Origin of the sequence: Nocardioides thalensis (genome assembly GCF_013410655.1) — a bacterium.
Classification (GTDB): Bacteria; Actinomycetota; Actinomycetes; order Propionibacteriales; family Nocardioidaceae; genus Nocardioides; species Nocardioides thalensis.
Genome location: NZ_JACCFP010000001.1, coordinates 4481613 through 4506598, shown reverse-complemented (window position 1 = coordinate 4506598; position 24986 = coordinate 4481613). Strand labels below are relative to the sequence as shown.

The window sequence follows — 24986 nt, the reverse complement described above, 5'->3', positions numbered from 1 at the left end:
CTCACAGCACACCCGCCCTCTCCCGACGTGCGATCCGGCGCGCGAGCCAGTCGCAGAGCCGGGCCAGCGGCACCGTGATCACGACGAAGAAGCAGGCGACCACGACGTACGGCGTGAAGTCGAAGTTGTAGTTGGCGTAGTCGCGCGCGGTGAAGAGCGCGTCGAACAGGGAGACCGACGCCACCAGCGCGGTGTCCTTCTGGAGCGAGACGAAGTCGTTGAGCAGGGGAGGTACGACGCGCCGCACCCCCTGCGGCACGACGACGTAGCGCATGGTCTGCCCACGGGAGAGCGCGAGCGCCTCGGCGCTGGCCAGCTGTGAGGGGTGCACCGACTCGATGCCGGAGCGGAAGACCTCGGCGACGTAGGCGGAGTAGGAGACGACGAGCGCGACGGTCGCCCAGAAGAACGGGTCGTTGGTCAGCCCCTGGAGCCGCAGGCCGGGCACACCGAAGACGAAGAGGAAGACCAGCAGGATCGTCGGGATGCCGCGGACCACGTCGGTGTAGACGACCGCGAGGCCGCGCAGCGGCACCAGCCACGGCGACCGCGACTGACGGACCAGGGCGATCGCCAGCCCGAGGGCGAGGATCACCGGCTCGGCGATGAGGAACATCTTCACGTTGAGCCAGAAGCCGTCGACGATCGCCGGGAACGACTCCCGCGCGTGGTGGCCGTCGAAGAACGTCTCCTGCACGCGGTCCCAGCCCGGCGAGAGGAGGATGCCCGCCACCAGCCCGCCGACCACGACGACGGTCACGAATGACGCGAGCGCCACGCGGCGCCGGGTCAGCGTGCGGCGTACCCGCCGGCGCTCGAGCTCGCGCGGGCTCGGCACCCAGTTGCGATCGGTGGTCGAGGAGGTCGCCCCGCGACCGTCACGAGACCCTTCGGAGCTCACTGCAGCTCGGGCACGCTCACGACGTCGGAGAGCCACTGCTCCTCGATATCCGCCAGGGTGCCGTCCTCCTTGAGCGTCTCCAGCGCCCGGTTGACACACGGCAGCAGCTCGCTGCCCTGCTCGAAGAGCATGCCGAACTGCTCCTGCTCACCGGTCTCGGGCTGGAACTGGCCGATCAGCTGGCTGCCGGGGATCTCGACGGCGCTGATGTAGAACGCGGTCGGCAGGTCGGCGAGGATCGCGTCGACCTGACCGTTCTCCATCGCCTGCTTGGCCACGTTGGTGTCGTCGAAGACGAGCGGCTCCTGCTCGGGCTGGATGATGTCGCGGATCGCAGTGAGCGACGTGGTGCCGGTCTGGGCGCCGAGCTTGAAGCCGGCGAGCTCCTCGAGGCTGGTGGCGTCGGCGGCCGGGCTGTCCTTGAGCGTGATCACGGCCTGCGCGGCGGAGTAGTAGCCCTCGGAGAAGTCGACGGACTCGTCGCGCTTGGCGGTGATCGAGACCTGGTTGATGTCGAAGTCGAAGTCGGTCGCGCCCGGCTTGAAGAGGCTGTTGAAGCCGACCTTGATCCACTCGACCTGGTCCTGCTCGAAGCCCATCTCCTCGGCGACCGCGTAGGCCACGGCCGACTCGAAGCCCTTGCCGTTGGTCGGGTCGTTGTCGACGAACCACGGCTCGTAGGCGGGCGAGTCGGTGCCGATCGTGAGGGTGCCGGGGTTCTTGAGCGGGAGGTCCTCGACCGCGCACTCGTCGGCCTCGGCGACCTCGCCGGTGTTGTCCTCGGCCTCCTCCTCCGGCGCGCAGGCACCGAACGCGACGACGAGGGCGGCGGTGCCGGCGATCGAGAGGCGGTGGACCAGGCGGGTGCGGCGCATGACGGGATCGTATTGCCCCGCCTCGCCGCCGATGACGGAGTGTCAGATTTAGCGGCCGGCGGCCGCGCGGCCGGTCAGGCGGCGCCGGGCAGGCGGGTCAGCTCGACGCCGGCGGCCTCGAGGCCGGCGGCGTGCTTGCGCAGGTGGTGCCTGCACCAGCCCAGGTCAGCAGACGCGTGGTGGCTCACCGCGACGGCTCGGGCGCCGCAGCGGTCGCACCGGAACGAGTCGCGGACGTCGTACGACGCCGCGGGCGTCGGGATGGTGGTGCTCATGTCGGCCTCCGGGTCGGTGGGTGGGCCGCTCGCGCGACCCCTGGTACCTAGTGAGATACCCGCGGAGGCGAAATGGTTCCGTCCGATCTCGATTCCCGCGGCGTCGGTGTGCCTGCGTCAGCGCCGGGCCCGCAGCACGCTCGCCTGGATCGCGGCCAGCGCGCCGACCACGAGGGCCTGGGCGGCGGCCCAGCCGCGGCCGACCGCGTCGAGGTCGAGGGCACCGGTCACGGCGACCTCGAGGCTGGCCACGACCCAGACGGCGTTGGCGCCGACGATGACCCACCCGACCGCGGCGGACCGGGGAGCGGCGGCGTACGCGCCGACCGCCACGGCGTAGGCGAGGAGGAAGGCGCCGATCCAGCGGAACGTGGTCGCGTCCCCGCCGAGCAGGTCGGTGAGCGGTCCGGCGGCCACCAGGTAGGCCAGGCCGTTGGCGCCGGTCACGAGCGCGTCGAGGCCGAACCAGCGGCGGCGGGCGGTGGTGGCGGTGTGGTCGAGCTGGGTGGCGGTCATCGTCTTCTCCTCCATCGGTGGGCGTGGGCTCCACCATGGCCGCGCGCGGTGCGCGCTGGCGATGACCTCGGAGGTCATGCGGACGACACCGTTGCCGTCCCGGTCCTCACCAGGTGATCGCGCCCCGCAGCCGGATCGAGCTCAGCGCCGACGCCATCGGCAGGTCGAACGTCACCGCCGACTCGGAGACGTCGACGATCGCGCCGCCCTCGGCGGAGACGTCGAGGTACCAGATCCGGTCGTCGGCCTCGTTGGTCGGGTTGAGGTGGATGTCGAAGACCTCCCACCAGCCGATCTCACCGCGCTCCCCGCGCTCGGCCAGGTCGACGAGGTCGTAGGTGCCGGGTCCGGCGTACGCCGGCACCGCGACGCCGAGCGAGCCGACGGGCACGCCCCCGACCAGCACCGGGTCGGGCGCCTCGACGAGCACGCGCAGCCAGGAGAGCGGCGGCGGGCCGTCGTCGAGCGCGTCGGGGTCGGGAGCCGGGTGCGCCTCCTCGCGGGTGCAGGGCAGCACCGCCGAGCCGCTGCCGACCTCGCCGCCGGAGAACGACAAGGTGACCTCCGCCGTCCCCTGCCCGGACAGCCGGGCGCGGCGCCGTACGTCCTCCTGGCGGTCGGCCTCGGCCTGCCGGGCCGCGACGTTCTCGGGCCGCGCGGCGGTGACGCGGTCGGCCCACGGCTGCGGCAGCGCGGCCTCGAGGAACGACGTCGCCGCCTCCTCCTGGGCGCGGACCTCCACGGCCTCGGCCTGGGCGCTCGCGTCCGCACGGGTACGCCGGTCCGCGGTCAGCAGCTCGGTCTTCTTGGCGTCCGCCCAGCTGGAGGCGAGCTTCGCGATGTCTTTCCAGGCCACCGGACCACCGTAGGCGCGACCGTCGCGCAGCGCTTCCGCCTTGCGGATGAACCCGCGTCAGCGCAGGCAGCGCGGGCGGCTGGCCGGGACTGTGGCTCAGCCGGGGATGGCGAGCGAGCGCAGCTCGGCCTGGTAGCCCGCGTAGGCCGCGCGCATCTCGGCCGCGGGCCAGCCCCGCGGGAGCAGCGCGCCCGGCAGCAGGGGGTCGGCGGCCAGGTGCCGCACGACCTGTGCGGCCACCGCGAGCCGGGGCGCGGGCTCGGCGGTCGTGGCCAGGGCGGCGAGGAGGTCCCGGCCTTCCCGCGCCCACGCGGCGAGGTCCCACAGGCTCGCGGCCAGCGCGACCGGGTCCTCGTCGGGAGTGGCCGTGAAGGTGCTGAGCACGAGGTCGTCGGCGTAGGCCCGCGGTCGGCTCAGGTTGGCGGGCCGGGTCCAGACCCCCTCGCGCAGCTCGGCGAGGCGGTACGCCGACAGCCGCTCGCGCAGCGCGGCGCGCTCCGGTCCGGAGCGGCCCGCGACCACCACGACCGCCATCTCCCAGGTGCCGTCCCACGTCGTCTCGGCATCGAGCACCGCCTCGTCCTGCCGCCGCTGCCGGCGGGCGAGGCGCTCGCCCAGGACGTAGTCGCCGTCCTCGCGGCGGAGGTCGCCGGAGGCCACCGCGCGGGTGAGCGCGACCCGGGTGGTCGCGGCGGGGATGCCGAAGTGCTCGCCGGCGCGGACCAGGTCGGCGGAGCTCAGCCGGGCCGGGTGCGCGCCGAGCAGCAGGCTGAGGACCACCGACCGGGCCGGGAGAGGGGCGAGGTCGACGGGCACGCCGCCACCCTCCCACGCTACGGATCTCGACACAACTGTGACCGGACCTGTAACGTCGCGGCATGACCGATGCCGCGCCCTGGCGCCGCTCCGCCCACGACGGGCCCGACTCGCCGTACCGCGATGCCGGGCCGGTCGCCGACGGCCCGGCGTCGTACCGGACTCTCACCTACGAGGTCGACGGCCGGGTGGCGCGGCTGACCTTCGACCGGCCCGAGCAGGGCAACTCGATCACCCCGGACACCCCCGTCGAGCTCGCCGACGCGGTCGAGCGGGCGGACCTCGACCCCCGGGTGCACGTCATCGTCCTGAGCGGGCGCGGCAAGGGGTTCTGCGGCGGCTACGACCTGGCGGCCAGTGCGGAGCACCTGATGGACGGCCAGCTGGCGGGCGACGCCACGCCCGCCGGCACCGTGCTCGACCCGACCGTGCAGATGCACAACCACGACCCGGCGGGCACGTGGGACCCGATGGTCGACTACGCGATGATGAGCCGCTTCACCCGCGGCTTCGCGAGCCTGCTGCACGCGAACAAGCCCACCGTGGCGAGCATCCACGGCTTCTGCGTCGCCGGCGGCACCGACATCGCCCTGCACTGCGACCAGATCGTGATCGCCGCCGATGCCAAGATCGGCTACCCGCCGACCCGGGTCTGGGGCGTCCCCTCGGCCGGCCTGTGGGCGCACCGCCTGGGCGACCAGCGGGCCAAGCGACTGCTGTTGACGGGCGACACCCTGTCCGGTCGTGAGGCGGTCGAGTGGGGGCTGGCGATCGACGCGCCCGAGCCGGAGGACCTCGCCGAGCGCACCGAGGCGCTGGTGCAGCGGATCGCCGCGATGCCGCTCAACCAGCTGATCATGGTCAAGCTCGCCCTCAACTCCGCGCTGCTCGCCCAAGGCGTCGAGAACAGCCGGATGATCAGCACGGTGTTCGACGGGATCTCCCGGCACACCCGCGAGGGCTACGCCTTCCAGCAGCGCGCCGCCGAGGCCGGCTTCCGACAGGCGGTGCGCGAGCGCGACGCATCGCCGTACGACGACGGCGGCCCGGCCACCAGCAACGTCACCCACCGCGACAAGGAATGAGCGACATGTCCAGCACGCACGAGGTCTTCAACCAGGTCCCGCCGCTGGTGGGCCACAACGCCGCCGCCGACCCGGCGCTGCGGGAGGGGGTCGAGCGCGAGGGCGCCGGTTGGGCGCTGCCCGAGATCGACGAGCTCGGCCGGCTGGCCGGCACCGCGGAGGCGCAGGAGTGGGGCCGCCTCGCCGAGCGGGTGCCGCCGCGGCTGCACACCCACGACCGCTACGGCAACCGCGTCGACGAGGTCGAGTACGTGCCGGCGTACCACCGGCTCATGGAGACCGCGGTCTCCCACGGCCTCCACGGCGCTCCGTGGGCCGACGACCGGGACGGCGCGCACGTCGCCCGCGCAGCGAAGTTCTACTCCTGGCAGGTCGACGCCGGCCACGGCTGCCCGATCTCGATGACCTACGCCGTGGTGCCCGCCCTGCGCGCGAACCCCGAGCTCGCCGCGCGGTTCGAGCCGCTCCTCACCAACCGCGAGTACGACTTCGGGCTCCGCGACCCGGAGACCAAGCGCGGCCTGATCGCCGGCATGTCGATGACCGAGAAGCAGGGCGGCTCCGACGTCCGCGCCAACACGACGACGGCGACCCGGCAGGCCGACGGCAGCTATGTGCTGCGCGGCCACAAGTGGTTCACCTCGGCCCCGATGTCCGACCTGTTCCTGACGCTGGCGCAGACCGACGCCGGCGTCACCTGCTTCCTCGTGCCGCGGGTGCTGCCCGGCGGCGAGCGCAACGCGATGCGGTTCATGCGGCTCAAGGACAAGCTCGGCAACCGCTCCAACGCGTCGTCGGAGATCGAGTACGACGCCGCGGTCGGCTGGCTGGTCGGCGAGGAGGGGCGCGGCGTGCGCACCATCGTCGAGATGGTCAACATGACCCGTCTCGACTGCGTGATCGGCTCGGCGGCGGGCATGCGGATCGCGCTCGCGGGCGCGGCCCACCACGCCCGCCACCGGTCGGCTTTCGGCGAGCTGCTCATCGACCAGCCCGCGATGCGCAACGTGCTCGCCGACCTCCAGGTCGAGTCGGAGGCCGCGACCACCGCCATGCTCCGGCTCGCGGGCGCCAACGACCGCGCGATCCGTGGCGACGAGGGCGAGGCCGCGCTGCGGCGGATCGCGCTCGCGGTCACGAAGTACTACGTCTGCAAGCGCGCCCCCATGGCGGTCGGCGAGGCGCTCGAGTGCCTCGGCGGCAACGGCTACATCGAGGACTTCGACCTCGCCCGCGTCTACCGCGAGATGCCGCTGCTCTCGATCTGGGAGGGCTCCGGCAACGTCGCCGCGCTCGACGCGCTGCGTGCGATGGCGAAGGAGCCGCACACCCTCGACGCGTTCTTAGCCGAGGCCGACCTCGCCGCCGGCGCCGACGCCCGCTACGACGAGGCGGTCGACCGGCTGCGCAAGGAGTTCACCTCCTTCGACGACATCCAGCTCCGCGCGCGGCGCATCGTCGAGCAGATGGCCCTGGTCTTCCAGGGCTCGCAGCTGCTGCGGCACGCCCCTGCCGCGGTGGCCGACGCGTTCTGCGCCTCCCGGCTCGGCCGCGACTGGGGCGGCGCGTTCGGCACGCTGCCGGCCGGGCTGGACCTGGCTCCGATCCTCGAGCGCACCGAGACCGGCTTCCCGGGCTGACGGCTCAGGGGCGGGCCGGCTGCCCCAGCGCCTTGCGCAGGAGCTTGGCGAGGTCGGCCTGCTCCCTTGCGCTGAGCTGAGAGGACGCGTTCCTCGCGAACTCGAAGCTCTTCTCGAAGTCGTCGTTGAGCGCGTCACCCGCCGCCGTACGGCGCACCTCCTTGAACCGGCGGTCGTCGGGGTTCGCCTGCCTCTCGACGAGTCCCCGCGTCTCCAGGCGGCTGACGATCTGGGTGACGTTGGACGCGTCGCACCCCAGCTCGTCGGCGAGCTCCCGCATCCCGCGGGGACGGGAGATCCGGCCCAGCACGCAGGCCTGCGCGACGCTCAGGTCGTGCTCGTCCGCCGCGACCTCGTAGGCGCGGTCGTAGGCGTCGACGAAGTCGAACATCGCGCGCTCGGTCTCGCTCGACGGCGTGACCGGTCCGGAGGGAACCGCCATGCCCCGAAGATTAGCACTTGATTCTCTCAAGTACCTTGTGCGACCGTAATGCTTGATTCACTCAAGTACCTAGGGAGAACCTGATGCCGCATCTCTTCGAACCCCTCTCGATCGGGAAGATCCAGCTGCCGCACCGGCTGGTGATGGCCCCGATGACCCGCAGCCGCGCCTCGGCCGACGGTGTGGTCGGCGCGCTGACCGCGGAGTACTACCGGCAGCGTGCGAGCGCCGGCCTGATCATCAGCGAGAGCATCCAGCCCAACGCCCTCGGCCAGGGCTACATCCTCACGCCGGGGCTGCACACCGACGAGCAGGTCGAGGGCTGGCGAGCGGTGACCGACGCCGTCCACGAGGCGGACGGCCGGATCATCGCCCAGCTCACGCACACCGGGCGGATCGGGCATCCCAGCCTGTACCCGAACGGCGAGCTCCCGCTGGCGCCGTCCGCGGTCGCGTCCGGCGAGCAGCTGTTCAGCCTCGAGGGCATGCTCGACCACCCCGTGCCCCGCGCCATGACGGCCGACGACATCCGGGCGACGATCGCCGACTTCGCCACCGCGGCGCGCAACGCCATCGACGCCGGCTTCGACGGTGTCGAGGTGCACGGAGCGAACGGCTACCTGGTCCACCAGTTCCTCGCCGACAACACGAACCTGCGCACCGACGACTACGGCGGCAGCGTCGAGAACCGGATCCGGTTCGCCGTCGAGGTCGTGACTGCCGTGGCCGACGTCGTGGGTGCCGACCGCACCGGCATCCGCCTGTCCCCGGCCAACCCCTTCAACAACATCCAGGAGGCCGACCCGGTCCCGGTCTACCGAGGACTGCTCGCAGCGCTGGCCGACCTCGGCCTGGCCTACGTGCACCTCGTCGAGACCGGCGACCGGGAGCTCACCCGGGGGCTCCGCGACGCGTGGTCCGGCCCGCTGGTCCTCAACCCGCATCCCTCGCCTGACGCCTTCCCTGCCTCGCCCGAGGCGGCGACGGCGGCGCTCGATGACGGCCTCGCGGACGCGGTCTCCCTGGCCACGCTGTGGCTGGCGAACCCCGACCTCGACGCCCGCATCAGGGCGGGGGGTCCGTTCAACACGCCGGACCCCGCGACGTTCTACGGCGGCGACGACTCCGGCTACACCGACTACCCGACCCTCGACCAGGCGCACGCATGAGCGAGACGCTCGCGACCCGAGGCGCCGCCGCGCCTGCGCGGGGGCCGCGATCAAGGCACGCGCTCGTCGTCCTCGTCCACCCACGACCGGACTCGTTGACGGCGACCATGGCTGCGCGCGCCCGGGATCGGCTGTCGGCGACCGGCTACACCGTGGACCTGCTCGACCTGTACGCCGAGGGCTTCGACCCGGCCCTGCGGCCGGATGACGAGCCGGACTGGGCGGACGCCGGCAAGGAGTACTCGGCCGAGGTCCGGGGACACATGGCGCGCGTCGCGGCCGCCGACCTGATCGTGGTCGTGTTCCCTGTCTGGTGGTACGGCCTGCCCGCGATGGCCAAGGGCTGGGTGGACCGGGTCTGGAACCGCGGCTTCGCCTACGAGCCGGCCACCCTCGCGGGCAGGAGGATGCTGTGGATCGGACTCGCGGGCGGGCCTGCCGACCACTTCGCCGCGCACGACTTCGACAGGGTCCTCGACGTCCAGCTCCGCGTCGGGATCTCGGAGTACTGCGGCATCGCGGACGTGGAGGTGCACCTGATCCACGACACGCTGACCGAGCCCCGTGTCGAGGCCGTCGACGAGGTCCTGGGCCGCGCCACGGCCGCGGCCTAGGCGGGTGAGGGGGAACCCCGATCACCGCCTGCGCACTCGTCCCCAGGGCTTGTAGACCGCCAACGCAGTGGCGAGCGTGAGCGTCGAGAGCGAGACGGCCGGCGGGAAGAACAGGGTCTCGACCCTGCTGGCCGGGGGTGACGCCGTCAACAGTTCCTCCCCGTAGGAGGCGACGGCGTCCATCCCCGGCTCCAGCAGGACCACGATGAGGGCGCACAGGGCCAGGTTGAGCACGAGCTTCACCGCGACCCACCAGTACCGGACCAGGCCCCACTTGGTCCCGACGCCGAGCACGACGCCGCTGACGAGGCACACCAGCCCGGACGCCAGCATCGGCCAGACGACGAACTCCGCCAGAGCGCGGTAGGCGAGGCTGCGCACGCTCACGTCGTCGGCGAACCAGCCGGTCAGGACCAGGACGGCGACGATGACGTCGACACCGATCCACGCACCCGCCGACGCGATGTGCACGACGAGCGTCGCCCGCCGCCACCCCCGGGAGAGCTGCCACCCGCGGGCGGACCCAGCGGCGGACGCCGGAGCCCCTCGCGGCCCGGCGGAGACACTCACCGTTCGGCCCGGCGACCGCGACGGATCAGGCTGACCGCCGCGCTGATCGCCCAGACCATGCAGAGCAGACGGCCCAGCAGGATGAACGCTGCGCCCTCGAACACGAGGAGTGACGACAGCGACAGCACGCATGCGCCCAGCGCGACCGCGGACAGCACCCGGACCGGACGGCCGAACGCCCCTTCGCGGGAGGTCAGGAACGCGAACGTCCCGAGGGCGACCACGTGGGCCGTGCCGCCCGCGATGAAGTTCGCGTCGCGCAGCAGCTCGACGGCCCCCAGCGAGGCGGTCGGCGCAACCGCGGCGAGGACCCACGCGCAGGAGCTCGCCACCAGCATGAGGACGACCGCGGCCAGGCCCCACGGGCGGCCACTCCTGGCTCCGACGGCGCGGACGAACCACGCGAGGGACAGGACCGAGACGGCCTGGCTCGCGCCCATCAGTACGGCGGCGCGCGGGTTGTCCGCGAACCAGCTGCGGACCGACTCCGACGACGAGTCCGGCAGCGGGAGCGCCGAGGACGCGGCGGCGGAGACCAGGGCCTCCGTCGCGAAGTAGGCGAGGACGAAGCCCAGGGCGGCGACCAGGGCCGCTGATCCCGTGCGGGCGGGACGGTCTGCACCGATGGTGGGCACGGACTGGGTGGTCATGTGCTGCTCCTTGTCGTGGTCGGGTTTCACGTGCGACCCACCCTGACCAGAGGCCGGCGCGGCTACATCGGCCAGGCGGCCGCCGTCCGTCAGGGCTCGTCGTACCGCCAGCCTCGTGGCGCCGTACCGGCCCGACATCCGTCCCCGAGCGACACCTCGACTACGTCCCCGGACGTACGGATCAACCACCTGGCCGATGTTGTCCTCCGCCTCCCCGCAGGACGATCCGGGCATGGATCAACGCAGCGCGACCGACAGCAGGCAAGCCGCGCCCCGCGCGCAGGATCGGGGCGGACTCGGTCCGGTGGGGCTCACGGGACGGTTCCCACTCACGGACCTGCCGACCGGCGTGCTGCTGCTGCTCGTCGCGGTCGGCCTCCCCCGCACCGTGCTCGCGGACCTCGACGTGGTCGCGCCCGAGAGCGGGCTCCTGTACTACGTGCTGGCGCTGGCGCCGTTCGCGATCTGGCTGGCGGTCGCCGTCGTGCGCAGGAGCAGGCGGCCGTTCGCGGACTTCGCCGTCCTCGGCGCCGTCTACGGACTGTCGCTGATCGCGGTCCACCTCGCGCTCTGGGACGCGGCCGCCGGCTACGGCAACCGGCCGCCTGCGGGGGCGGTCGACTTCGCCGGGCAGTTCAGCGGCGGGTGGTACGACGTCGCCCTCCGGGCGCACGTGAGCGCGGTGGCCCTGCTGATCGGGGTCGGCAGCGGCCTCGCCGTCGCGCTGGTGGCCGTCATCGCCCGCGCCTGGCGGACCAGGCGCGGGCGATGGGCGGGCTGAGCGGCCGCGGTCAGTCGGTCGGCTCCGGCGTCACCAGCCGTGCCCCCAGGCACTCGGCCACGAGCACCAGCCACGCCGCCGCCAGGATCACGTCCTTGAGGACGTACTGCGCCGCGAGCGTCGGCAGCCCGCCGGGGAACATCTCGCCGGGGAACAGCAGGACCGGCGACAGGATGCCGGCGAGCCACCCCGCCATCAGGACCAGGCCGGGCTTCAGGAACCTGCCCGTGAGCAGGACGATCCCGAGCGCGAGCTCGATCGCGGCCGTGGCAAGGACGGCCGGCCTCCCGTCGACCAGACCGAGGGTGAGCACCTCGGTGGTCCGCATGACGAGCCCCTCGGCCGGCGAGGCACCGGGGAAGAACTTCAGCGACCCGAAGGCGGCGATCACGACGCCGAGGCTGATCCTCAGCGCCGGCAGACCGACGCCGGTCAGGCGACGCCGGACGGCGTCGAGCAGCGGGGGCGCACCTTCGGGGACGCGACGGCTGCCGTTCGTGGCGGCGGGGTTCTCGATGGTGGTGGACATGGGTTCCTCCTCGTCGTTGTCGGTGTCCCCCACGCTCGTCGGATCCGAGGGGTGCCGAATCGGCCGCACGACGACACTCCTGCTGCGCGCCGGACCGCACTCCACCTCGTCACCTACGCACCGCGGCGTACCGATCGCTGCGCACCGCCGCGGATGCGCGAACCGCCCGGCGCACGGAGGCTGACGACCGTGCCTCCCCTGCGCGACGTACTCATGACCGCGGTGCTGGCGGTGCTCTGCCTCGCCTCCATCCCTGCTCTCGACGGCGCCAGCGACACGGACCGGGCGATGGACGCCGGCGCGGCGCTGCTCGTCCTGGTGGCCGCGGGAGCCACCGCCGGCCGCACCCGGGTCCCGGTGCCGGCGCTGGTCGCGGTCGCGGCGGCGACGTCCGGCTACCTGCTCCTCGGCTATCCGTTCGGGCCGATCCTCGTCTGCCTGGCGGTCGCGGTGTGGAGCGCGGCCCGCCACAGCGATCCGACGGCGGCCTCGGTCGCGGCCGTGGTGGCGTGCGTGGCCCTGCTGCTGCCGCTGCCCCGGCACCCGGGAGCCCTGGGAGGGACGATCGGCATCGTGCCCGCGCTGGCCTGGGTCGCTGTGCCGTACACGGCGGGGCTGGCGCGCAGGCTCGTCGTCGAGGCCGGCCTCCGTGAGCGTGCCGAGGCCGATCGGCGCCTGATCGCCCACGAGCGCCTGCGCCTCGCGCACGAGGTGCACGACATCGTCGGCCACGCTCTCGCCGCCATCCAGATGCAGGCCGACATCGCCCTCCACATCGGCGACGACGCCCGGGACCGGCAGCGCGCCGCTCTCGTCACGATCAGCCGCGCGAGCCGCGACGCGATGGGCGACCTGCGCTCCGCCCTCGGTACGGCGCCGCCGGCGACGACGAGCACCGACCTCGACCCGCCACCCGGGCTGGACCGGCTCGACCGGCTGATCGCAGGGGTCCAGGCCGCCGGCACGCGGGTCCGGCTGGACGTCCGTGGGAGACGGCGGGTCCTGCCGGCAGGCATCGACCTCGCGGCGTACCGCCTGGTGCAGGAGTCGCTGACCAACGTGGTGAAGCACAGCTCCCAGCCGCACGCGGTCGTGACCGTGAGCCACGCGCCCGACCGGCTGGAGCTGGAGATCACCAACAGCCACCACGCCGGCGCGGACGGGCCTCGGGTCGCGGGGCTCGGCACGGCGAGCATGCGCACGCGGGTCGAGGACCTCGGCGGCTCCTTCCGCGCCGGCTACGACCACGACGGGCGGCGCTACGTCGTCACCGCCGTCCTGCCCACGCACGTCGAGGAGGTGACGCGGTGATCTCCGTCCTCATCGCCGACGACCAGGACCTGGTCCGGATGGGCCTCCGCTCCCTTCTCGAGCACGCCGAGGGCTTCGACGTGGCAGGCGAGGCCGCCGACGGCCTCACCGCGGTCGAGCTCACCCGGCGGCTGCGGCCGGACCTGGTCCTGATGGACATCCGCATGCCCGGGATCGACGGCCTGACGGCGACCGAGCGCCTCCTGTCCGACCCGGCGACCAGCGCCACCAGGATCCTGGTGCTGACGACGTTCGAGCACGACGAGTACGTCTTCCAGGCGCTGCGGCACGGAGCCAGCGGCTTCCTGCTCAAGAACACACCACCCCGGGAGCTGCTCGACGCGATCGCGACGGTCGCCGACGGCGGATCGCTCCTCAGCCCCTCGGTCACCCGGACGCTCATCCGGGAGTTCACCGAGCTCGCGCGCGCCCCTCGGTCCCCACACCCGCGGCTCGCCGACCTGACCACGCGGGAGCGCGAGGTCATGGCCCTGGTCGGTCGCGGACTCTCGAACGAGGAGATCGCCGAAGAGCTGGTGGTCAGCCCGGCCACCGCCCGCACCCACGTCAGCCGGGCGATGGTCAAGCTCGCGGCCCGGGACCGCGCCCAGATGGTGGTCTTCGCCTACCAGTCGGGCCTGGTCTGATTGCGGGGTCGCCCACGACAACGGACATCCTGACCAAGGTTCTGGCTCGCGGGACCGTCGACCGGGTGCTGCAGCGGCGCCCGCGTCCTAGCATCGGAAGGTATGGCTGCGCGGCCCCGCCACAACCTGGGCGCACCCACCAGCGCGTTCGTGGGTCGCGTCGAGGAACTGGCCGGGGTCCGCGCGCTGATGCGCCGCTGCCGGCTCGTCACGCTGACCGGCGTCGGTGGCTGCGGTAAGTCCCGGCTCGCCGACGCCGTCTGTCGCGGGATCCTTTCGTCCGAGCGGGACGCCCCTGGCGACGGCGTCTGGTGGGTCGACCTCGGGTCGGTGACCGCTCCCGAAGAGGTCGCGGACGCGTGCCTGCGCGTCTACGGCATCCGACGCGAACCGGACCGTGACCCCGTGGACACCCTGTGCACGCAGCTGGCCGACCGCGACCTCCTGATCGGCCTCGACACGTGCGAGCACGTGCTCGACGCGGTGGCGGACCTCACCGACCGACTCCTGCGGTCCGCCCCGGCGGTGACTCTGCTCGTCACCAGCCGCGAGCCGCTCGGTGTCGCGGGCGAGGCCGTGTGCCGCGTCCCGTCGCTGACGGCGCAGGACGCGGTCGACCTCTTCCGCCTGCGGGCGCAGCTGGCTGCGGGCGAGGCGGCCGTCGACGGGGGTGACGAGGACGTCGCCGCGATCTGCGCGCGCGTGGATCGCCTGCCGCTGGCCATCGAGCTCGCCGCCAGCTGGACCCGGATCCTGTCGCCCCGACAGCTGTTGAGCGGACTCGACGACCGGTTCCGCCTGCTCACGGGCGGATCGCGGCGCGCGATTCCGCGGCACCAGACGCTGCTCGCCTCCATCGCCTGGAGCCATGACCTGCTCACCGCGCCCGAGCAGGTGGTGTTCCGCCGGCTGGCCGTGTTCGCGGGGAGCTTCGACCTGGACGGCGCCGCCGCCGTGGCCGGCGATCAGGGCGGCGACAGCGACGAGGTCGTCGACCTGCTCGGGCGTCTCGTGGACAAGTCGCTCGTGGTCTGCGAGCGAGCAGAGCACGAGGTGCGGTACCGGCTGCTGGACACGGTGCGGCACTTCGGCGAGGACCGCCTCACCGCCGCGGGCGAGCTGTCGGAGGTCCGCGACCGGCACCTCGAGTGGTGCGCCCGGCGCGCGGAGTCGGCGGCAGCGGACCCGCAGGACTACGACAGCTGGCTCGCATCGGTCCACGCCCTCGGCGACAACGTCAGGGCGGCGCTGGACTGGGGTCTCGGTGACGACGAACCCCGCGGCGAGCTGGCGCGCCGACTGGCCGCCGCGATGGTGATGCCATGGATGCTGACCGGCCGTACCCACGAGGGCCTCGGCATCCTCCGGCGTGCCCTGGCGCCCGCACGCGACGACGCGCTGCACGAACGGCTGCTGGCGGGCGCCGGCCTGATCGAGATGATCAGTGGTCCGGTGTGGGAGCAGCCCGCGATCGGCGCGATCGATCCGGAGCGCTTCGTCGATCCGGTCGCACGGGCACGCGGCCTCATGGTCGACTGCTTCGTCACGTTCTTCTCGGACCACGCGGCGTGCGAACCACGAGCCCTCGCGGCCACCGCCGCTGCCGAGGCCGCGGGCGACGGGTTCTGCCGCGACCTCAGCCGCGTCCTGGCCGCCTTCAGCCTCACCGCGCGCGACCGTCACGCGGAGGCGGTCGCCGTTGCGAGGCCGGCACTGGAGTCCAGCCGCGCGCGGCGGGACCGCTTCTGCACCGGGTTCGCGCTGTGCATCGAGCAGTACGGCGCGATGCAGACCGGCGACCTGCGCAGGTCCGTCGCCATCGGTCGCGAGATGGTCGACGAGGTCGCACCTCTGGGTGACTACTTCGCCATCGGGACGCTGACCTCCAACCTCACGCTGGCGCTCACCCTCGCCGGAGAGACCCCCGCGGCGCGGGCGATCATGCGCCCCATCGTGCAGTCGGTGCAGACCGCGCCCGACGTCGACGTCGTCGGGTTCCAGGTGGCCATGGGTCACGTCTGCCTCCACGACGGCGAGTGGGAGGAGGCCCTGCTGTGGTTCCAGCGGGGGCTTCGTCGCCTGGACCACGTCTCCGTCGACTGGACGGCCGCCAGGAGCATCGCGGGCGCCGTCGAGGCGCTCCGCCGGCTCGGTCGGACGACCGAGGCGACCGAGCTGCTCGACCGCGGCGAGCACCTGGGGACCGCGTTCGAGAGCCCCCAGCTCCGCGCGGACCTGCTCACCCAGCGCGCCCTCCTCGTGAGCGCCGACGACCCGGCGGCGGCGTTCGACCTCCACCACGCAGCGCTCGCGGTGCGCCGCGACGCCGGGCTGCGCGTCTTCCAGCCGGACAGCCTGGACGCCCTGGTCGCTCTGACCACTCACGATCACGCGTCCGAGCAGGCCGTCCGGGTGCTGGCGGCCGGCTCTGCCGCGCGGGCGGCGATGGGCCACCCCCGGTCCAGGACCGCGGAGGGCGAGCACGACGACGTCGTACGTCGTCTCCGGGAGGCGCTCGGCGACGACACCTTCGCCCGCGCGTGGGCGGAGGGGTCAGACCTGTCCCTCGACGAGGCTGTCGCCCTGGTCCAGCGCAGCAGGGGCGCCCGCGACCGGCCTCGCACCGGCTGGGCGAGCCTCACGCCGACCGAGCTCGAGGTGGTGCGCCTCGTCGCAGCGGGACTGTCCAACACCGCGATCGGCCAACAGCTCTTCATGAGCCGCTCGACCGTCAAGACCCACCTGGGCCACGTCTTCGAGAAGCTGGGCGCGTCCAACCGGATCGAGGTGGCCGCGCTGGCGAGCAGCCGTCCGGCGCCTCAGGACTGATCGCTCAGGCGAGCCCGACGAGGCCCGTGCCGGCCGGCCGGCCGGTCAGTTCTTCTTGGCGGCCGCCTTGCCGCCCTTGCTCCCGGCCTTCTTCTTCTGGGCGGTGGTGCCGCCCTGGCTGCTGTCGCTGTTCTTCTTCCCGCCGCCGCTGGACTTGCCGCCCTTCTTCGAGGCCTCGGGGGTGTTCGCGATCTTCGCGGCGCGCTGCTTGGACATCCCCTTGTCCTTCAGCGCCTCGTACTGCTTCTCGTTCTTCACGTTGGCGGACTTGCTCGGCATGTCTCCTCCATCGTCGATGGGTCACACCGAGCGGTACCCGGGTCACACCTCGTCAACCCGCGACGTCGTGAGCATCGCTGCGGTACGAGCTGCGCTCGACCACGGTGCCGTCCGGGTTCTTCACGACGTGCCCGACCTCCGCGTGCTTCGCCAGCCGACGACCTTCCGCGGCGGCCTCCTCCTGGGTGTCGAACACGAGGTGGCTGAGCCCCTCGCCCTCGATCTGGTTGGTCCACTGGCCATCGACGAACACGGTCTCGACGTCACCGGCAGGCACGGCGTGCTCCTCTGGGTCGGGGAAGGGGCGCCGGGGAGGTTCCCCAACGCCGGCTCCTCACACCTCTAACCCTCGATCCCGGTCGCGGTGTGCGGCGCGCCGACCGGCTTGCTCTCGGGCGATCCTCGCTGGCGTAGGTAGATCGCCATCACCGCGAACGAGCCGACGGCCAGGAACTCCGACTGCCAGTTCTGCAGCGTGCGCGCCCAGAAGTCGGAGTGCAGGAGGTAGGCGCCCCAGCCGATCGGGTCACGCATCTGCTGCAGGCGGGTCTCGTTGTACGCCGCCCAGCCTGCGACCGACTGGACGAGCCACGAGGCGAGGAAGATCGCGCCCACCATGGCCGCCAGCGAGTTCGAGTAGAGGCTCCGGCGCCACCCGGCAGCCTTCGCCCAGGCCGGGGAACCCGCCTCGGCGTGCTCGCCGACCTTCTGCTCCTCATCGCTCTCGAGCCCTGCCTTGTCGAGCTCCTTCGACTCCGGAGAGCCTCGCTGGAGGAGCCAGACGGTGAGGAGGAGGTAGAGCAGGAACTGGAGGAACTCGCTCTGCCAGTTCTCCGAGACGTCGACTGCGAAGTCCGCGGACGTCACGTAGTCCCACCACCCGATCGTGCCGAGGCGCTCTCCGACCTGCTGGTCGTTGAACTGCTGCCAGCCCGAGAACGCCTGCGCGACGAGGGAGACCAGGAAGAGCAGGCCGAACACCAGGGCCAGCGAGTTGTTCGCGATCGCCTTCTTCATCGGTGGATCAACGCCGCCGTCAGGAGGAGCGCGAGACCGCCCCAGATGATCACCAGATAGGCGACGAACATGACGCGCATCGGTCAACCTCCCGAGATCGTGCAGTCGTAGGGATGCGGAGGACGAGCGGTGCAGCCGGCAGCCGTCACCTTCCACCCGTCGTCGAAGAGGCCGAGGAACGTGGTCTCCCCCTGGTACTCGACGTTGCTCGCGGTGTTGAAGACGTGCACCGATCCGGCTCCTGCCGGGCTCGGCAGCCGCTCCTCGACGATCGCCTGCGGGCAAGGCCTGCCGGCGGACTGCTCGAGCTCCGAGCGGGTGGCCGGAGCCAGCAGCGCACACGCCGCCGCCCCGTTATGATCGGCGAGGGCGGCGTAGAACTCGTCCGCGACGTCCGCGACGCCGTCCGTGGTGCTGCTGCCACACGCCGACAGCGCCAGGGTGGCGAGGAGCACGCCGACCACCGGCGACGTCGAGACGATGCCACTCATGCCGGTGCGGTACCCGATGGTCGGTCCGGCAAGACCTCCGCTACGCGAGGCGCTGGTCCCGACCGAGTCGGCGGACCCGGAAGGCGAGGTGGAGCACCCGATCGCCCTGGATCACGACGTGCGGGTCGTCGAGCAGGTGCTGGCCGTCGACGGCGCCGAAGAATCGCTTTCCTGACCCGAAGACGACCGGGACGACATCCATCGCGACCTCATCGACCAGTCCGAGCTCGAGGGCCTGCCCGCCGAGGTCGCCCGCGGCGACACCGACGTTCCGGTCCGGGCCGGCGAGCTCCTTGGCTCGCTCGATCGCGGCCGCGACTCCGTCGACGAAGTGGTAGGGCGCCTCGGGGTGCCACCCTTCCGGTCGCGGTCGGTGGGACACGACCACGACGTGCTCGCCTGACGGCGGCACGCCGCCCCACCCGTCGGTCAGGTCGAACAACGAGCGCCCGATGACCAGGACGCCGAGCCGCTCCCAGACCTGCGCCAGGTAGTCGGCGGACGCACGCGACACCATCGCACCCTGGTTGCCGACAGGCACGTCACCGTTGCCGTACCAGTCGAAAAGCGGTCCGACCTCGTCGTTCGCGTCAGCGATGAAGCCGTCCACCGACACCACGTTGTGCATCACCACGCTGCTCATGACCAATATCTCCGTTCGCTTGTCCGGGCTGCTGTTCAACCATCTGATTGAATAGACCGGCCACTCCTCCGGAGCTCATCGGTCGCCGGCGGTCCGGCCGGCAACGCCCCCTCGCACGCTGCGTTCGCTCCTGTAGGTGAGCACGGCGACCCCGCTGGCGAGGGTGGTGTGCTCGGACAGGGCGAACCGACGTGGCCGGGAGGCCCCGTTCCCCGGCGCCGGGCACGGTCAGGCCGATGGGGTGATGGCCAGCTTGCCGACTGTGCCTCCGTCGGCGAGGGCTCGCATCGCAGCCGGACCGTCCTCCAGGGAGTACAGCGTCGGGGCTCCGGCCTCGATGACCCCGAGCCTGATCAGCTCGTCCAGCTCGGCAACCAGCTCCGCGTACAGGCCGGGAACCTGCTCGGCGAACGCCCCGATGTGCAACCCCGCGACGTGCACCCGGTGCTCGAACACCAGGTCGTGGGTGCTGACCGAGGCGTCCCCCGACGCCGCACCGAACACCACCACCCGGCCCGTGAACGGCTTCGCGACCGAGAGGCTCGTCTCGAACGTGGTCCGACCCACCGACTCCAGCACCAGGTCGACACCACCGGTCGCCTCGAGGATCCGCGCCGTCAGATCGGTCCCGGCCCGGTCCAGCACCACCTCGGCACCGAGCCCGGCCAGTACGTCGTGCTTGTGGCCGGACGCCAACGCCACCACCCGCGCACCGTAGTGCCGCGCCAGCCGGACAGCGGCCTGACCGACCCCACCCGCCGCGGCGTGCACCAACACCCACTCCCCCGCCGCGAGCCGGCCCATCGGCCGCAGCGCCGCCAGGGCCGTGGCCCAGTTCAGCACCAGCCCCAGGGCAGCGGCGTCGCTCCAGTCCTTCGGCACCGGCGCGGCAGCCACGGCCGCCACAGCGACGTACTCGGCGAAGGCACCCGGACCCACCCCGATGACATGGCTGCCGACCGGCAACGGGTCCGCGACATCCGGCCCCACCGCGACGACCTCACCCGCCACCTCGAACCCGGCGACGTACGGCGCCGCCGGGCCACCGGCATAGCGTCCCGTGGTCTGCATGACATCAGCGAAGTTGAGGCCCGCGGCACCCACCTTCACCAGGTAGTCCCCCGGCCCGGCCTGGGGCACCGGCAGGTCGTGGACGAGCTCGAGGGCAGCGGGGCCGTCGAGGGACCGCTGGACCAGCCCCTTCATCGTCGTGGGCAGGTCACCGGTCGTCATGGTGGTGTGAACGCGCCCGACCGGCCGTTGCTTCCGGCGAGATCGCGAGCGCTCGAGGCCGCGATCTACCCACGTAACAGCGCGATACGCCTCAGTGTTGTCTGGGCCAATCCGTAAGATCTCCGGCGTGCCGCTGGGACTCGACCTCCACCTGGACCTCACCCGCGGCCGGCCCGGGCGATCGCTGGAAGAGGCACTGCGGGCGGCGATCACCGACGGCAGGCTCGCTCCCGACACCCGTCTTCCGGCCGCCCGGAGTCTCGCCGCGGACCTCGGGATCAGCCGCAACACCGTCGCCGACGTCTACGCACAGCTCGCGGCCGAGGGATGGCTGACGGCCCGCGTCGGAGCCGGGACCTGGGTGGCTCACCGTGGGACCGCCGCTTCCGGTGCGCGCCCCGCTCCCGTGAGGAAGCGCCCTTGGGTCGGCCTCCGCGCCGGCATCCCGTCGACGACGGTGTTCGGGCGGCGGGAGTGGACGACGGCCGTCAGGCAGGCGGTTCTCGACGCGTCGGCCGCCGACCTCGGCTACCCGGACCCGGCCGGCACCCCGCAGCTGCGGGCCGCGCTCGCGGCGTACCTCGCGCGCACCCGGGGCGTCGTCGCGCGCCAGGACTCGATCGTGGTCGGGCACGGTTACGCGGAGCTGCTCGGACTCGTGTGCCGAGCGCTCCGCAACCGTGGGGCCGAACGTGTGGCCGTGGAGCAGTACGGCCACGACAGCCACCGCCGGGTGATCGCGGCCGCCGGGCTCACCGTCGTGCCGGTGCCGGTCGACGAGGACGGAGCCGAAGTACGGCTCCTGGAGCGGCTGGGGGTGTCGGCCGTCGTGCTGACGCCCGCGCACCAGTTCCCGGTCGGCGTCCCGCTCGCCCCCGACCGACACAGGTGGCTGGCGAGCTGGGCCGGACGGACGGGCGCACTCGTGATCGAGGACGACTACGACGGAGAGTTCCGCTACGACCGCCGGACGATCGGCGCACTGCAGTCCCTGGCCCCGGACCGGGTCGCGTACGTCGGCACGGCCAGCAAGGCGACGGTGCCGGCGATCGGCCTCGCCTGGGGCGTCCTTCCCGGCTGGCTGCTCCCCGACGTCCTCGAGCAGCGCGACCTCTCCGGAGCCCGGCCGTCGGCGCTGAACGAGCTGGCCCTCGCCCGCTACCTGACGGACCACCACTACGACCGGAGCGTCCGCAGGTTGCGCGCGACCTACCGCATGCGCCGGGCGCGACTGGCGCAGGTCACGGCCGAGGAGCTGCCCGGGTGCGAGGTCACCGGGCTGTCGGCAGGCCTGCAGTGCCTGCTCACACTTCCTCCACACGTGCCGGAGGACGCGGTGCTGCGCGAGGCCCTCGATCGCGGGCTGCGACTGGAAGGCCTCGGGTCGTTCTCCTGCGAGGGTGCACCCGGAGACCTTCCCCCGGCCCTCGCGATCGGCTACGCCGAGCCCGCGCCGGCGCAGTACGACCGGGCCCTGCAGCTGTTGGTCGAGAGCATCCGCTCCGCGTCGCCCGCGGGGGCCGCATTGGCCCGGCCGCGCACGCGATGATTGCCCCAGCGGCTTGGCTGCACCCGCGCCTAGCGTCGCCCGCATGACCGTCACTGACTACGTCTCCGTCCCCGTCCGCCTCGACTTCGACGCCATCGCTCCCGGCTTCTCGCGAGCCGTCAGCGCCCTCGACGACGCCGCCACCGCAGAGCTCGACCGTGTCGGCATCGAGCCCGCCGTACGGGAGGTCGTCCGACTGCGTGCCTCGCAGCTGAACGGCTGCTCCTACTGCGTCGACATGCACGCCCGCGCCGCGCGCGCTGCCGGCGTGTCCGCTCAACGCGTCGACGCGGTCGCGGTGTGGGTCGAGTCGGGCCTCTTCACCGAGCGGGAGCGGGCGGCGCTCGACTTCACCGAGCAGGTCACCATGATGGCGACCACGAAGGTCCCCGAGCAGAGCGTTCGGGGAGTGGTCGCCGCGTTCGGGGAGGAGGGTGCGGCGGCCCTGCTCAGCCTCGTCATCGCGATCAACACCTGGAACGCGATCGGCGTCGCGACCCGGTGCTGGCCGACCGCCGTCCGCCGCGAGGGCTGACGATGCCGCTGGTGCTGCGGAGCTCCTGGACCCGCGGGCCCGAGCGGGAGCCTTCGGGCCCGGTGCTGGTCGAGGTGACTGTCTTCGCCCCCGCCGTCCGTCGTGACCTGCCCGGCATCTTCCGGGCCGGGATGCGGCTGCGGGAGGGGTGGCCCGAGCTCCACGGAGCGGTCGGGATGTGGTTGTGGACGCGACCGTTCGCCGGGACCTGCGGGTCCGTGTCGGTCTGGCGGGACCGGGAGTCCCTGATGTCCTTCGTGGTCCGCCCGGACCACCTCGACGTCGTGCGGAGGTACCGGCAACGGGGGAACCTGACGTCGAGCTCCTGGCACCAGGCCTGGCAGGGGCCGGAACCACTGTGGCGACGAGCGGCCTCCCGGTTGGGGCCCGGCGTCGCCCCACCGTCTCGGTGAGCCCGACGCCGGGACCCGATCACGTCGCCGCGGTCTCGCGGAAGTGCGACTCGATCTGGTCGCTCGTCGTCAGCCAGACCCCGGTCTGCGAGGTGATGTAGTGCAGGGCCCGGTCGAGGTACTTGGCCCGTGCGGGCTGACCGATGATGAAGGGGTGCAGGGCCAGGCCCATCACCCGACCGGTCGGCACATCGGTCATCAGCTGGTTCAGGTGGTCGATGACCATCTGCTCGAACTCGCGACCGGTCTGGCCCTTCAGGCTGAAGATGCCGAGGTCGTTGAGCTCGACGCTGTAGGGGATGCTCAGCACGTCGGCGTGCTTCAACCGATAGGGCTGGTCGTCGTTCGTCCAGTCGAGCGTGTAGCCGTAGCCCAGCTCCTCGAGCAGAGCAGGCGTCTGGAAGGTCTCCGTGAGCGCCGGGCCCATCCAACCTCGAGGCTGCTGCCCGGTGGCCTTGTGGATCGTCTCGGAGATCTCCAGCAGCTCCGCGCGCTCCTCCTCGGGACCGAGGTTCGCATGGATGCTCGAGTTCGTGCGGCCGTGGGCGAGCCAGGCCCAGTCGCGGTCCCGGCCCGCGGCGACGATCTGCGGGTACTGCTCACACACCTCGGAGTTGATCAGCGCGCTGGCGCGCACGCCGTACCGGTCGAGGATCTCGATGACCCGCCAGATGCCGACCCGGGCGCCGTAGTCGCGCCACCCGTAGTTGAGGGCGTCCGGCACCAGGCCGGCTGTCGCCTCGACCAGGGAGGTGGACGGCCGGTCCACGTGGAAGTGCTCGATGTTGAGCCCGATGTAGACCGCGACCTTGGCGTCACCGGGCCACTGGACGGGCTCTCTTTCGATGATCGGGCTGTAGTCGAACACGTCTGCGTGCATCGTGGATCGCCTTCTTTCAGGGGATGAGGGGGATGGACGGGGTCGGCACGACCACCAGACGCACCGGGCGCACGATGCGTGACATGGAGACGCCCACGACGCGTCGGGCCGGGCGGGATGACGAGGGCCCGGGGCTCGCTCGATCGACGACGGCGCCCCTGGGACTAGACTAACGGGACACAATCATCTCTCCGTTAGAAGTTGAGAGCAGGTGCGTCATCGTGACAGCCGGTGAAGTCCCCAACCTCTATCCGTCCGAGCCCGTTCCGGTGCGGCTCATGAACACCATCTGGGCCGACCGCGACGGAGTGCACGACGCGTTGGGCACCGTCGGCCAGCTCGAGCAGTGGGCCCGGCAGTGCGGGCTCTCGCCCGCCAGCAAGCTCACGCGCGACGACCTCGACAGCGCCCGCGCGCTGCGGGACGCCGTACGCCGCCTCGCCGCCTCGGCGCTCGACGACGACCGCCCCGGAGCGGTGCCGGACCTGTCGACCGAGGACGCCCTGGGCGTCCTCAACGGCTTCCTCGGGGCGCTGTCGCCCGAGCTGCTCCACGACCAGGACGGGGGCTATCGCCGGGGTTGGTCCACGGAGCTCAGAGGATTCGCGCGGACACTTTCCAACGTGGCCCTCGATGCCACCGATGTCCTCGACGAGGCCGGCCGGCGGCTCGGCGTCTGCCACGGCCCGGGGTGCGTCCTCTACTTCGCGCGCGTTCCCGCCAGGCGCGGATGGTGCTCCGACGCCTGTGGCAACCGCGCGCGGGTGGCCCGGCACTACCAGCGCACCAAGGGTGGCGCCGGCCGTTGAGCAGTGAATCGCAGTTTCTAACGCTTCTGGTCTTGCCATCCATTAGTCGCCGCGGTTACCGTTTCCTCCTAATGGCGCATTTGCCCTATTCCATTAGTCATCCAACGGGGACGACGGGGCAGCGCAGATGATGGAGGTCAACCGTGAGCAAGCCGGCTCTGAAGACCGGACACGTCGCACTGAACGTGACCGACCTGGACCGCTCGATCGCGTTCTACGAGGCGTTGTTCGCCTTCGACGTCCTGGCGCGGTCGAAGGACGAACGCGCCTGGGCGCTTCTCGGCAACGAGGGCGTCCTGTCCATCGCCCTGTGGCAGCAGAGCGACGGCGAGTTCCCCACTGCTCTCCCGGGCCTGCACCACCTGTCCTTCGAGGTCGCTGACGTCGCGGCGGTGCGTGCCGCCGAGCAGACGCTCAAGGGGCTGGGCGTGGAGTTCGCCTACGACGGCATCGTCGCGCACGGCGAGGGCGCGCCGTCGGGCGGCGTGTTCTTCAACGATCCCGACGGCGTCCGCCTCGAGATCTACGCCACCACCGGCGTCGACGGCCACCCCGCGCCGGTGCCGGACGCGCCGACCTGCGGCTTCTTCTGAGCGGCAGGGGCGAAGAGGGTTCGGGACCGACGCGGTCC

Annotated in this window: 30 protein-coding genes; 13 read left to right on the top strand and 17 right to left on the bottom strand. The window is 72.3% G+C overall.

Going from position 1 to position 24986, the window contains the following annotated elements:
• Position 1: 1 nt before the first annotated feature.
• The 6 genes from HNR19_RS21980 to HNR19_RS21955 form a co-directional block, all read right to left on the bottom strand.
• A complete protein-coding gene (locus HNR19_RS21980; RefSeq protein WP_179669942.1) occupies positions 2–901 on the bottom strand; it encodes an ABC transporter permease subunit in 900 nt (299 codons plus the stop codon).
• Entirely contained in the window at positions 898–1776 is an 879-nt protein-coding gene (locus tag HNR19_RS21975) for an ABC transporter substrate-binding protein (RefSeq protein WP_179669941.1), read from the bottom strand. Before HNR19_RS21975 ends, HNR19_RS21980 begins: the two co-directional genes overlap by 4 nt.
• Positions 1777–1850: 74 nt before the next feature.
• The gene (locus HNR19_RS21970) at positions 1851–2051 is read right to left on the bottom strand and encodes a DUF7455 domain-containing protein (protein ID WP_179669940.1); all 201 of its coding nucleotides are present in this window, start codon (positions 2049–2051) and stop codon (positions 1851–1853) included.
• Positions 2052–2168: 117 nt separating this feature from the next.
• Positions 2169–2567: a hypothetical protein gene (locus HNR19_RS21965; protein WP_179669939.1), complete on the bottom strand. Its 399-nt coding sequence runs from the start codon at positions 2565–2567 to the stop codon at positions 2169–2171.
• A 106-nt stretch (positions 2568–2673) separates the two neighbouring features.
• Positions 2674–3423 carry a hypothetical protein gene (locus tag HNR19_RS21960; RefSeq protein ID WP_179669938.1) on the bottom strand — a complete coding sequence of 250 codons (750 nt, stop codon included), beginning with the start codon at positions 3421–3423 and terminating at the stop codon, positions 2674–2676.
• A 96-nt stretch (positions 3424–3519) separates the two neighbouring features.
• Complete coding sequence (locus tag HNR19_RS21955; RefSeq protein WP_179669937.1) at positions 3520–4239, bottom strand: PaaX family transcriptional regulator C-terminal domain-containing protein; 720 nt, start codon at positions 4237–4239, stop codon at positions 3520–3522.
• A 62-nt stretch (positions 4240–4301) separates the two neighbouring features.
• Here HNR19_RS21955 and HNR19_RS21950 point away from each other — a divergent pair, with 62 nt between their 5' ends.
• Both HNR19_RS21950 and HNR19_RS21945 read left to right on the top strand, forming a co-directional pair.
• Positions 4302–5324: a crotonase/enoyl-CoA hydratase family protein gene (locus tag HNR19_RS21950; protein WP_179669936.1), complete on the top strand. Its 1023-nt coding sequence runs from the start codon at positions 4302–4304 to the stop codon at positions 5322–5324.
• Positions 5325–5329: 5 nt separating this feature from the next.
• On the top strand, positions 5330–6964 hold the full coding sequence (locus HNR19_RS21945) for an acyl-CoA dehydrogenase family protein (protein ID WP_343047326.1): 1635 nt from the start codon (positions 5330–5332) through the stop codon (positions 6962–6964).
• A gap of 4 nt (positions 6965–6968) precedes the next feature.
• On the opposite strand, the gene HNR19_RS21940 is transcribed toward HNR19_RS21945, so the two are convergent.
• A complete protein-coding gene (locus tag HNR19_RS21940; protein WP_179669934.1) occupies positions 6969–7406 on the bottom strand; it encodes a MarR family winged helix-turn-helix transcriptional regulator in 438 nt (145 codons plus the stop codon).
• Positions 7407–7489: 83 nt separating this feature from the next.
• Here HNR19_RS21940 and HNR19_RS21935 point away from each other — a divergent pair, with 83 nt between their 5' ends.
• Together HNR19_RS21935 and HNR19_RS21930 are read left to right on the top strand one after the other, a co-directional pair.
• Complete coding sequence (locus tag HNR19_RS21935) at positions 7490–8575, top strand: alkene reductase (protein ID WP_179669933.1); 1086 nt, start codon at positions 7490–7492, stop codon at positions 8573–8575.
• Positions 8572–9189 (top strand): NAD(P)H oxidoreductase, encoded by a 618-nt coding sequence (locus tag HNR19_RS21930; protein ID WP_179669932.1) that lies wholly within the window; start codon positions 8572–8574, stop codon positions 9187–9189. The genes HNR19_RS21935 and HNR19_RS21930 overlap by 4 nt, the downstream gene beginning before the upstream one ends.
• Before the next feature lie 21 nt (positions 9190–9210).
• Here the strand turns inward: HNR19_RS21930 and HNR19_RS21925 are convergent, their stop codons facing one another.
• Complete coding sequence (locus HNR19_RS21925) at positions 9211–9660, bottom strand: hypothetical protein (RefSeq protein ID WP_179669931.1); 450 nt, start codon at positions 9658–9660, stop codon at positions 9211–9213.
• Positions 9661–9755: 95 nt separating this feature from the next.
• Positions 9756–10409, bottom strand: a complete 654-nt coding sequence (locus tag HNR19_RS21920) for a hypothetical protein (protein WP_179669930.1) — start codon at positions 10407–10409, stop codon at positions 9756–9758.
• Positions 10410–10641: 232 nt separating this feature from the next.
• On the opposite strand from HNR19_RS21920, the gene HNR19_RS21915 reads away from it, so the two are divergent.
• Positions 10642–11190 (top strand): hypothetical protein, encoded by a 549-nt coding sequence (locus HNR19_RS21915; protein WP_179669929.1) that lies wholly within the window; start codon positions 10642–10644, stop codon positions 11188–11190.
• Between the two features lie 10 nt (positions 11191–11200).
• Here the strand turns inward: HNR19_RS21915 and HNR19_RS21910 are convergent, their stop codons facing one another.
• A complete protein-coding gene (locus HNR19_RS21910) occupies positions 11201–11719 on the bottom strand; it encodes a DoxX family protein (RefSeq protein ID WP_179669928.1) in 519 nt (172 codons plus the stop codon).
• Positions 11720–11908: 189 nt separating this feature from the next.
• On the opposite strand from HNR19_RS21910, the gene HNR19_RS21905 reads away from it, so the two are divergent.
• The 3 genes from HNR19_RS21905 to HNR19_RS21895 all read left to right on the top strand — a co-directional run bounded on the left by HNR19_RS21905 (position 11909) and on the right by HNR19_RS21895 (position 16506).
• Complete coding sequence (locus HNR19_RS21905) at positions 11909–13030, top strand: histidine kinase (protein WP_179669927.1); 1122 nt, start codon at positions 11909–11911, stop codon at positions 13028–13030.
• Positions 13027–13677 (top strand): response regulator, encoded by a 651-nt coding sequence (locus HNR19_RS21900; protein WP_179669926.1) that lies wholly within the window; start codon positions 13027–13029, stop codon positions 13675–13677. Before HNR19_RS21905 ends, HNR19_RS21900 begins: the two co-directional genes overlap by 4 nt.
• A 102-nt stretch (positions 13678–13779) precedes the next feature.
• Positions 13780–16506 carry a helix-turn-helix transcriptional regulator gene (locus HNR19_RS21895; RefSeq protein ID WP_179669925.1) on the top strand — a complete coding sequence of 909 codons (2727 nt, stop codon included), beginning with the start codon at positions 13780–13782 and terminating at the stop codon, positions 16504–16506.
• A 45-nt stretch (positions 16507–16551) separates the two neighbouring features.
• Here HNR19_RS21895 and HNR19_RS21890 read toward each other — a convergent pair whose 3' ends face one another.
• The 6 genes from HNR19_RS21890 to HNR19_RS21865 all read right to left on the bottom strand — a co-directional run bounded on the left by HNR19_RS21890 (position 16552) and on the right by HNR19_RS21865 (position 20169).
• Positions 16552–16785 (bottom strand): DUF7218 family protein, encoded by a 234-nt coding sequence (locus tag HNR19_RS21890; RefSeq protein WP_179669924.1) that lies wholly within the window; start codon positions 16783–16785, stop codon positions 16552–16554.
• A 52-nt stretch (positions 16786–16837) separates the two neighbouring features.
• Complete coding sequence (locus HNR19_RS23030; RefSeq protein WP_179669923.1) at positions 16838–17062, bottom strand: DUF2188 domain-containing protein; 225 nt, start codon at positions 17060–17062, stop codon at positions 16838–16840.
• Between the two features lie 65 nt (positions 17063–17127).
• Complete coding sequence (locus HNR19_RS21880) at positions 17128–17802, bottom strand: DUF6766 family protein (protein WP_179669922.1); 675 nt, start codon at positions 17800–17802, stop codon at positions 17128–17130.
• A gap of 83 nt (positions 17803–17885) precedes the next feature.
• Positions 17886–18293 (bottom strand): hypothetical protein, encoded by a 408-nt coding sequence (locus HNR19_RS21875; RefSeq protein WP_246303567.1) that lies wholly within the window; start codon positions 18291–18293, stop codon positions 17886–17888.
• 40 nt (positions 18294–18333) lie between these two features.
• The gene (locus HNR19_RS21870; protein WP_179669921.1) at positions 18334–18936 is read right to left on the bottom strand and encodes a dihydrofolate reductase family protein; all 603 of its coding nucleotides are present in this window, start codon (positions 18934–18936) and stop codon (positions 18334–18336) included.
• A gap of 228 nt (positions 18937–19164) precedes the next feature.
• Complete coding sequence (locus tag HNR19_RS21865) at positions 19165–20169, bottom strand: zinc-binding dehydrogenase (protein ID WP_179669920.1); 1005 nt, start codon at positions 20167–20169, stop codon at positions 19165–19167.
• Positions 20170–20296: 127 nt separating this feature from the next.
• Between HNR19_RS21865 and pdxR the strand changes: the two genes are divergently transcribed.
• Genes pdxR through HNR19_RS21850 form a run of 3 tightly spaced genes read left to right on the top strand, consistent with a single transcriptional unit; the run spans position 20297 to position 22666 of the window.
• Positions 20297–21718: a MocR-like pyridoxine biosynthesis transcription factor PdxR gene (pdxR, locus tag HNR19_RS21860; protein ID WP_179669919.1), complete on the top strand. Its 1422-nt coding sequence runs from the start codon at positions 20297–20299 to the stop codon at positions 21716–21718.
• 43 nt (positions 21719–21761) lie between these two features.
• Positions 21762–22253 (top strand): carboxymuconolactone decarboxylase family protein, encoded by a 492-nt coding sequence (locus tag HNR19_RS21855; RefSeq protein WP_179669918.1) that lies wholly within the window; start codon positions 21762–21764, stop codon positions 22251–22253.
• 11 nt (positions 22254–22264) lie between these two features.
• The gene (locus tag HNR19_RS21850) at positions 22265–22666 is read left to right on the top strand and encodes a hypothetical protein (RefSeq protein WP_179669917.1); all 402 of its coding nucleotides are present in this window, start codon (positions 22265–22267) and stop codon (positions 22664–22666) included.
• A gap of 19 nt (positions 22667–22685) precedes the next feature.
• On the opposite strand, the gene HNR19_RS21845 is transcribed toward HNR19_RS21850, so the two are convergent.
• A complete protein-coding gene (locus tag HNR19_RS21845; RefSeq protein WP_179669916.1) occupies positions 22686–23546 on the bottom strand; it encodes a polysaccharide deacetylase family protein in 861 nt (286 codons plus the stop codon).
• A 221-nt stretch (positions 23547–23767) separates the two neighbouring features.
• On the opposite strand from HNR19_RS21845, the gene HNR19_RS21840 reads away from it, so the two are divergent.
• Together HNR19_RS21840 and HNR19_RS21835 are read left to right on the top strand one after the other, a co-directional pair.
• Positions 23768–24355: a CGNR zinc finger domain-containing protein gene (locus tag HNR19_RS21840; RefSeq protein WP_343047325.1), complete on the top strand. Its 588-nt coding sequence runs from the start codon at positions 23768–23770 to the stop codon at positions 24353–24355.
• A 143-nt stretch (positions 24356–24498) separates the two neighbouring features.
• Entirely contained in the window at positions 24499–24948 is a 450-nt protein-coding gene (locus HNR19_RS21835; protein ID WP_179669914.1) for a VOC family protein, read from the top strand.
• Positions 24949–24986 lie beyond the last annotated feature (38 nt).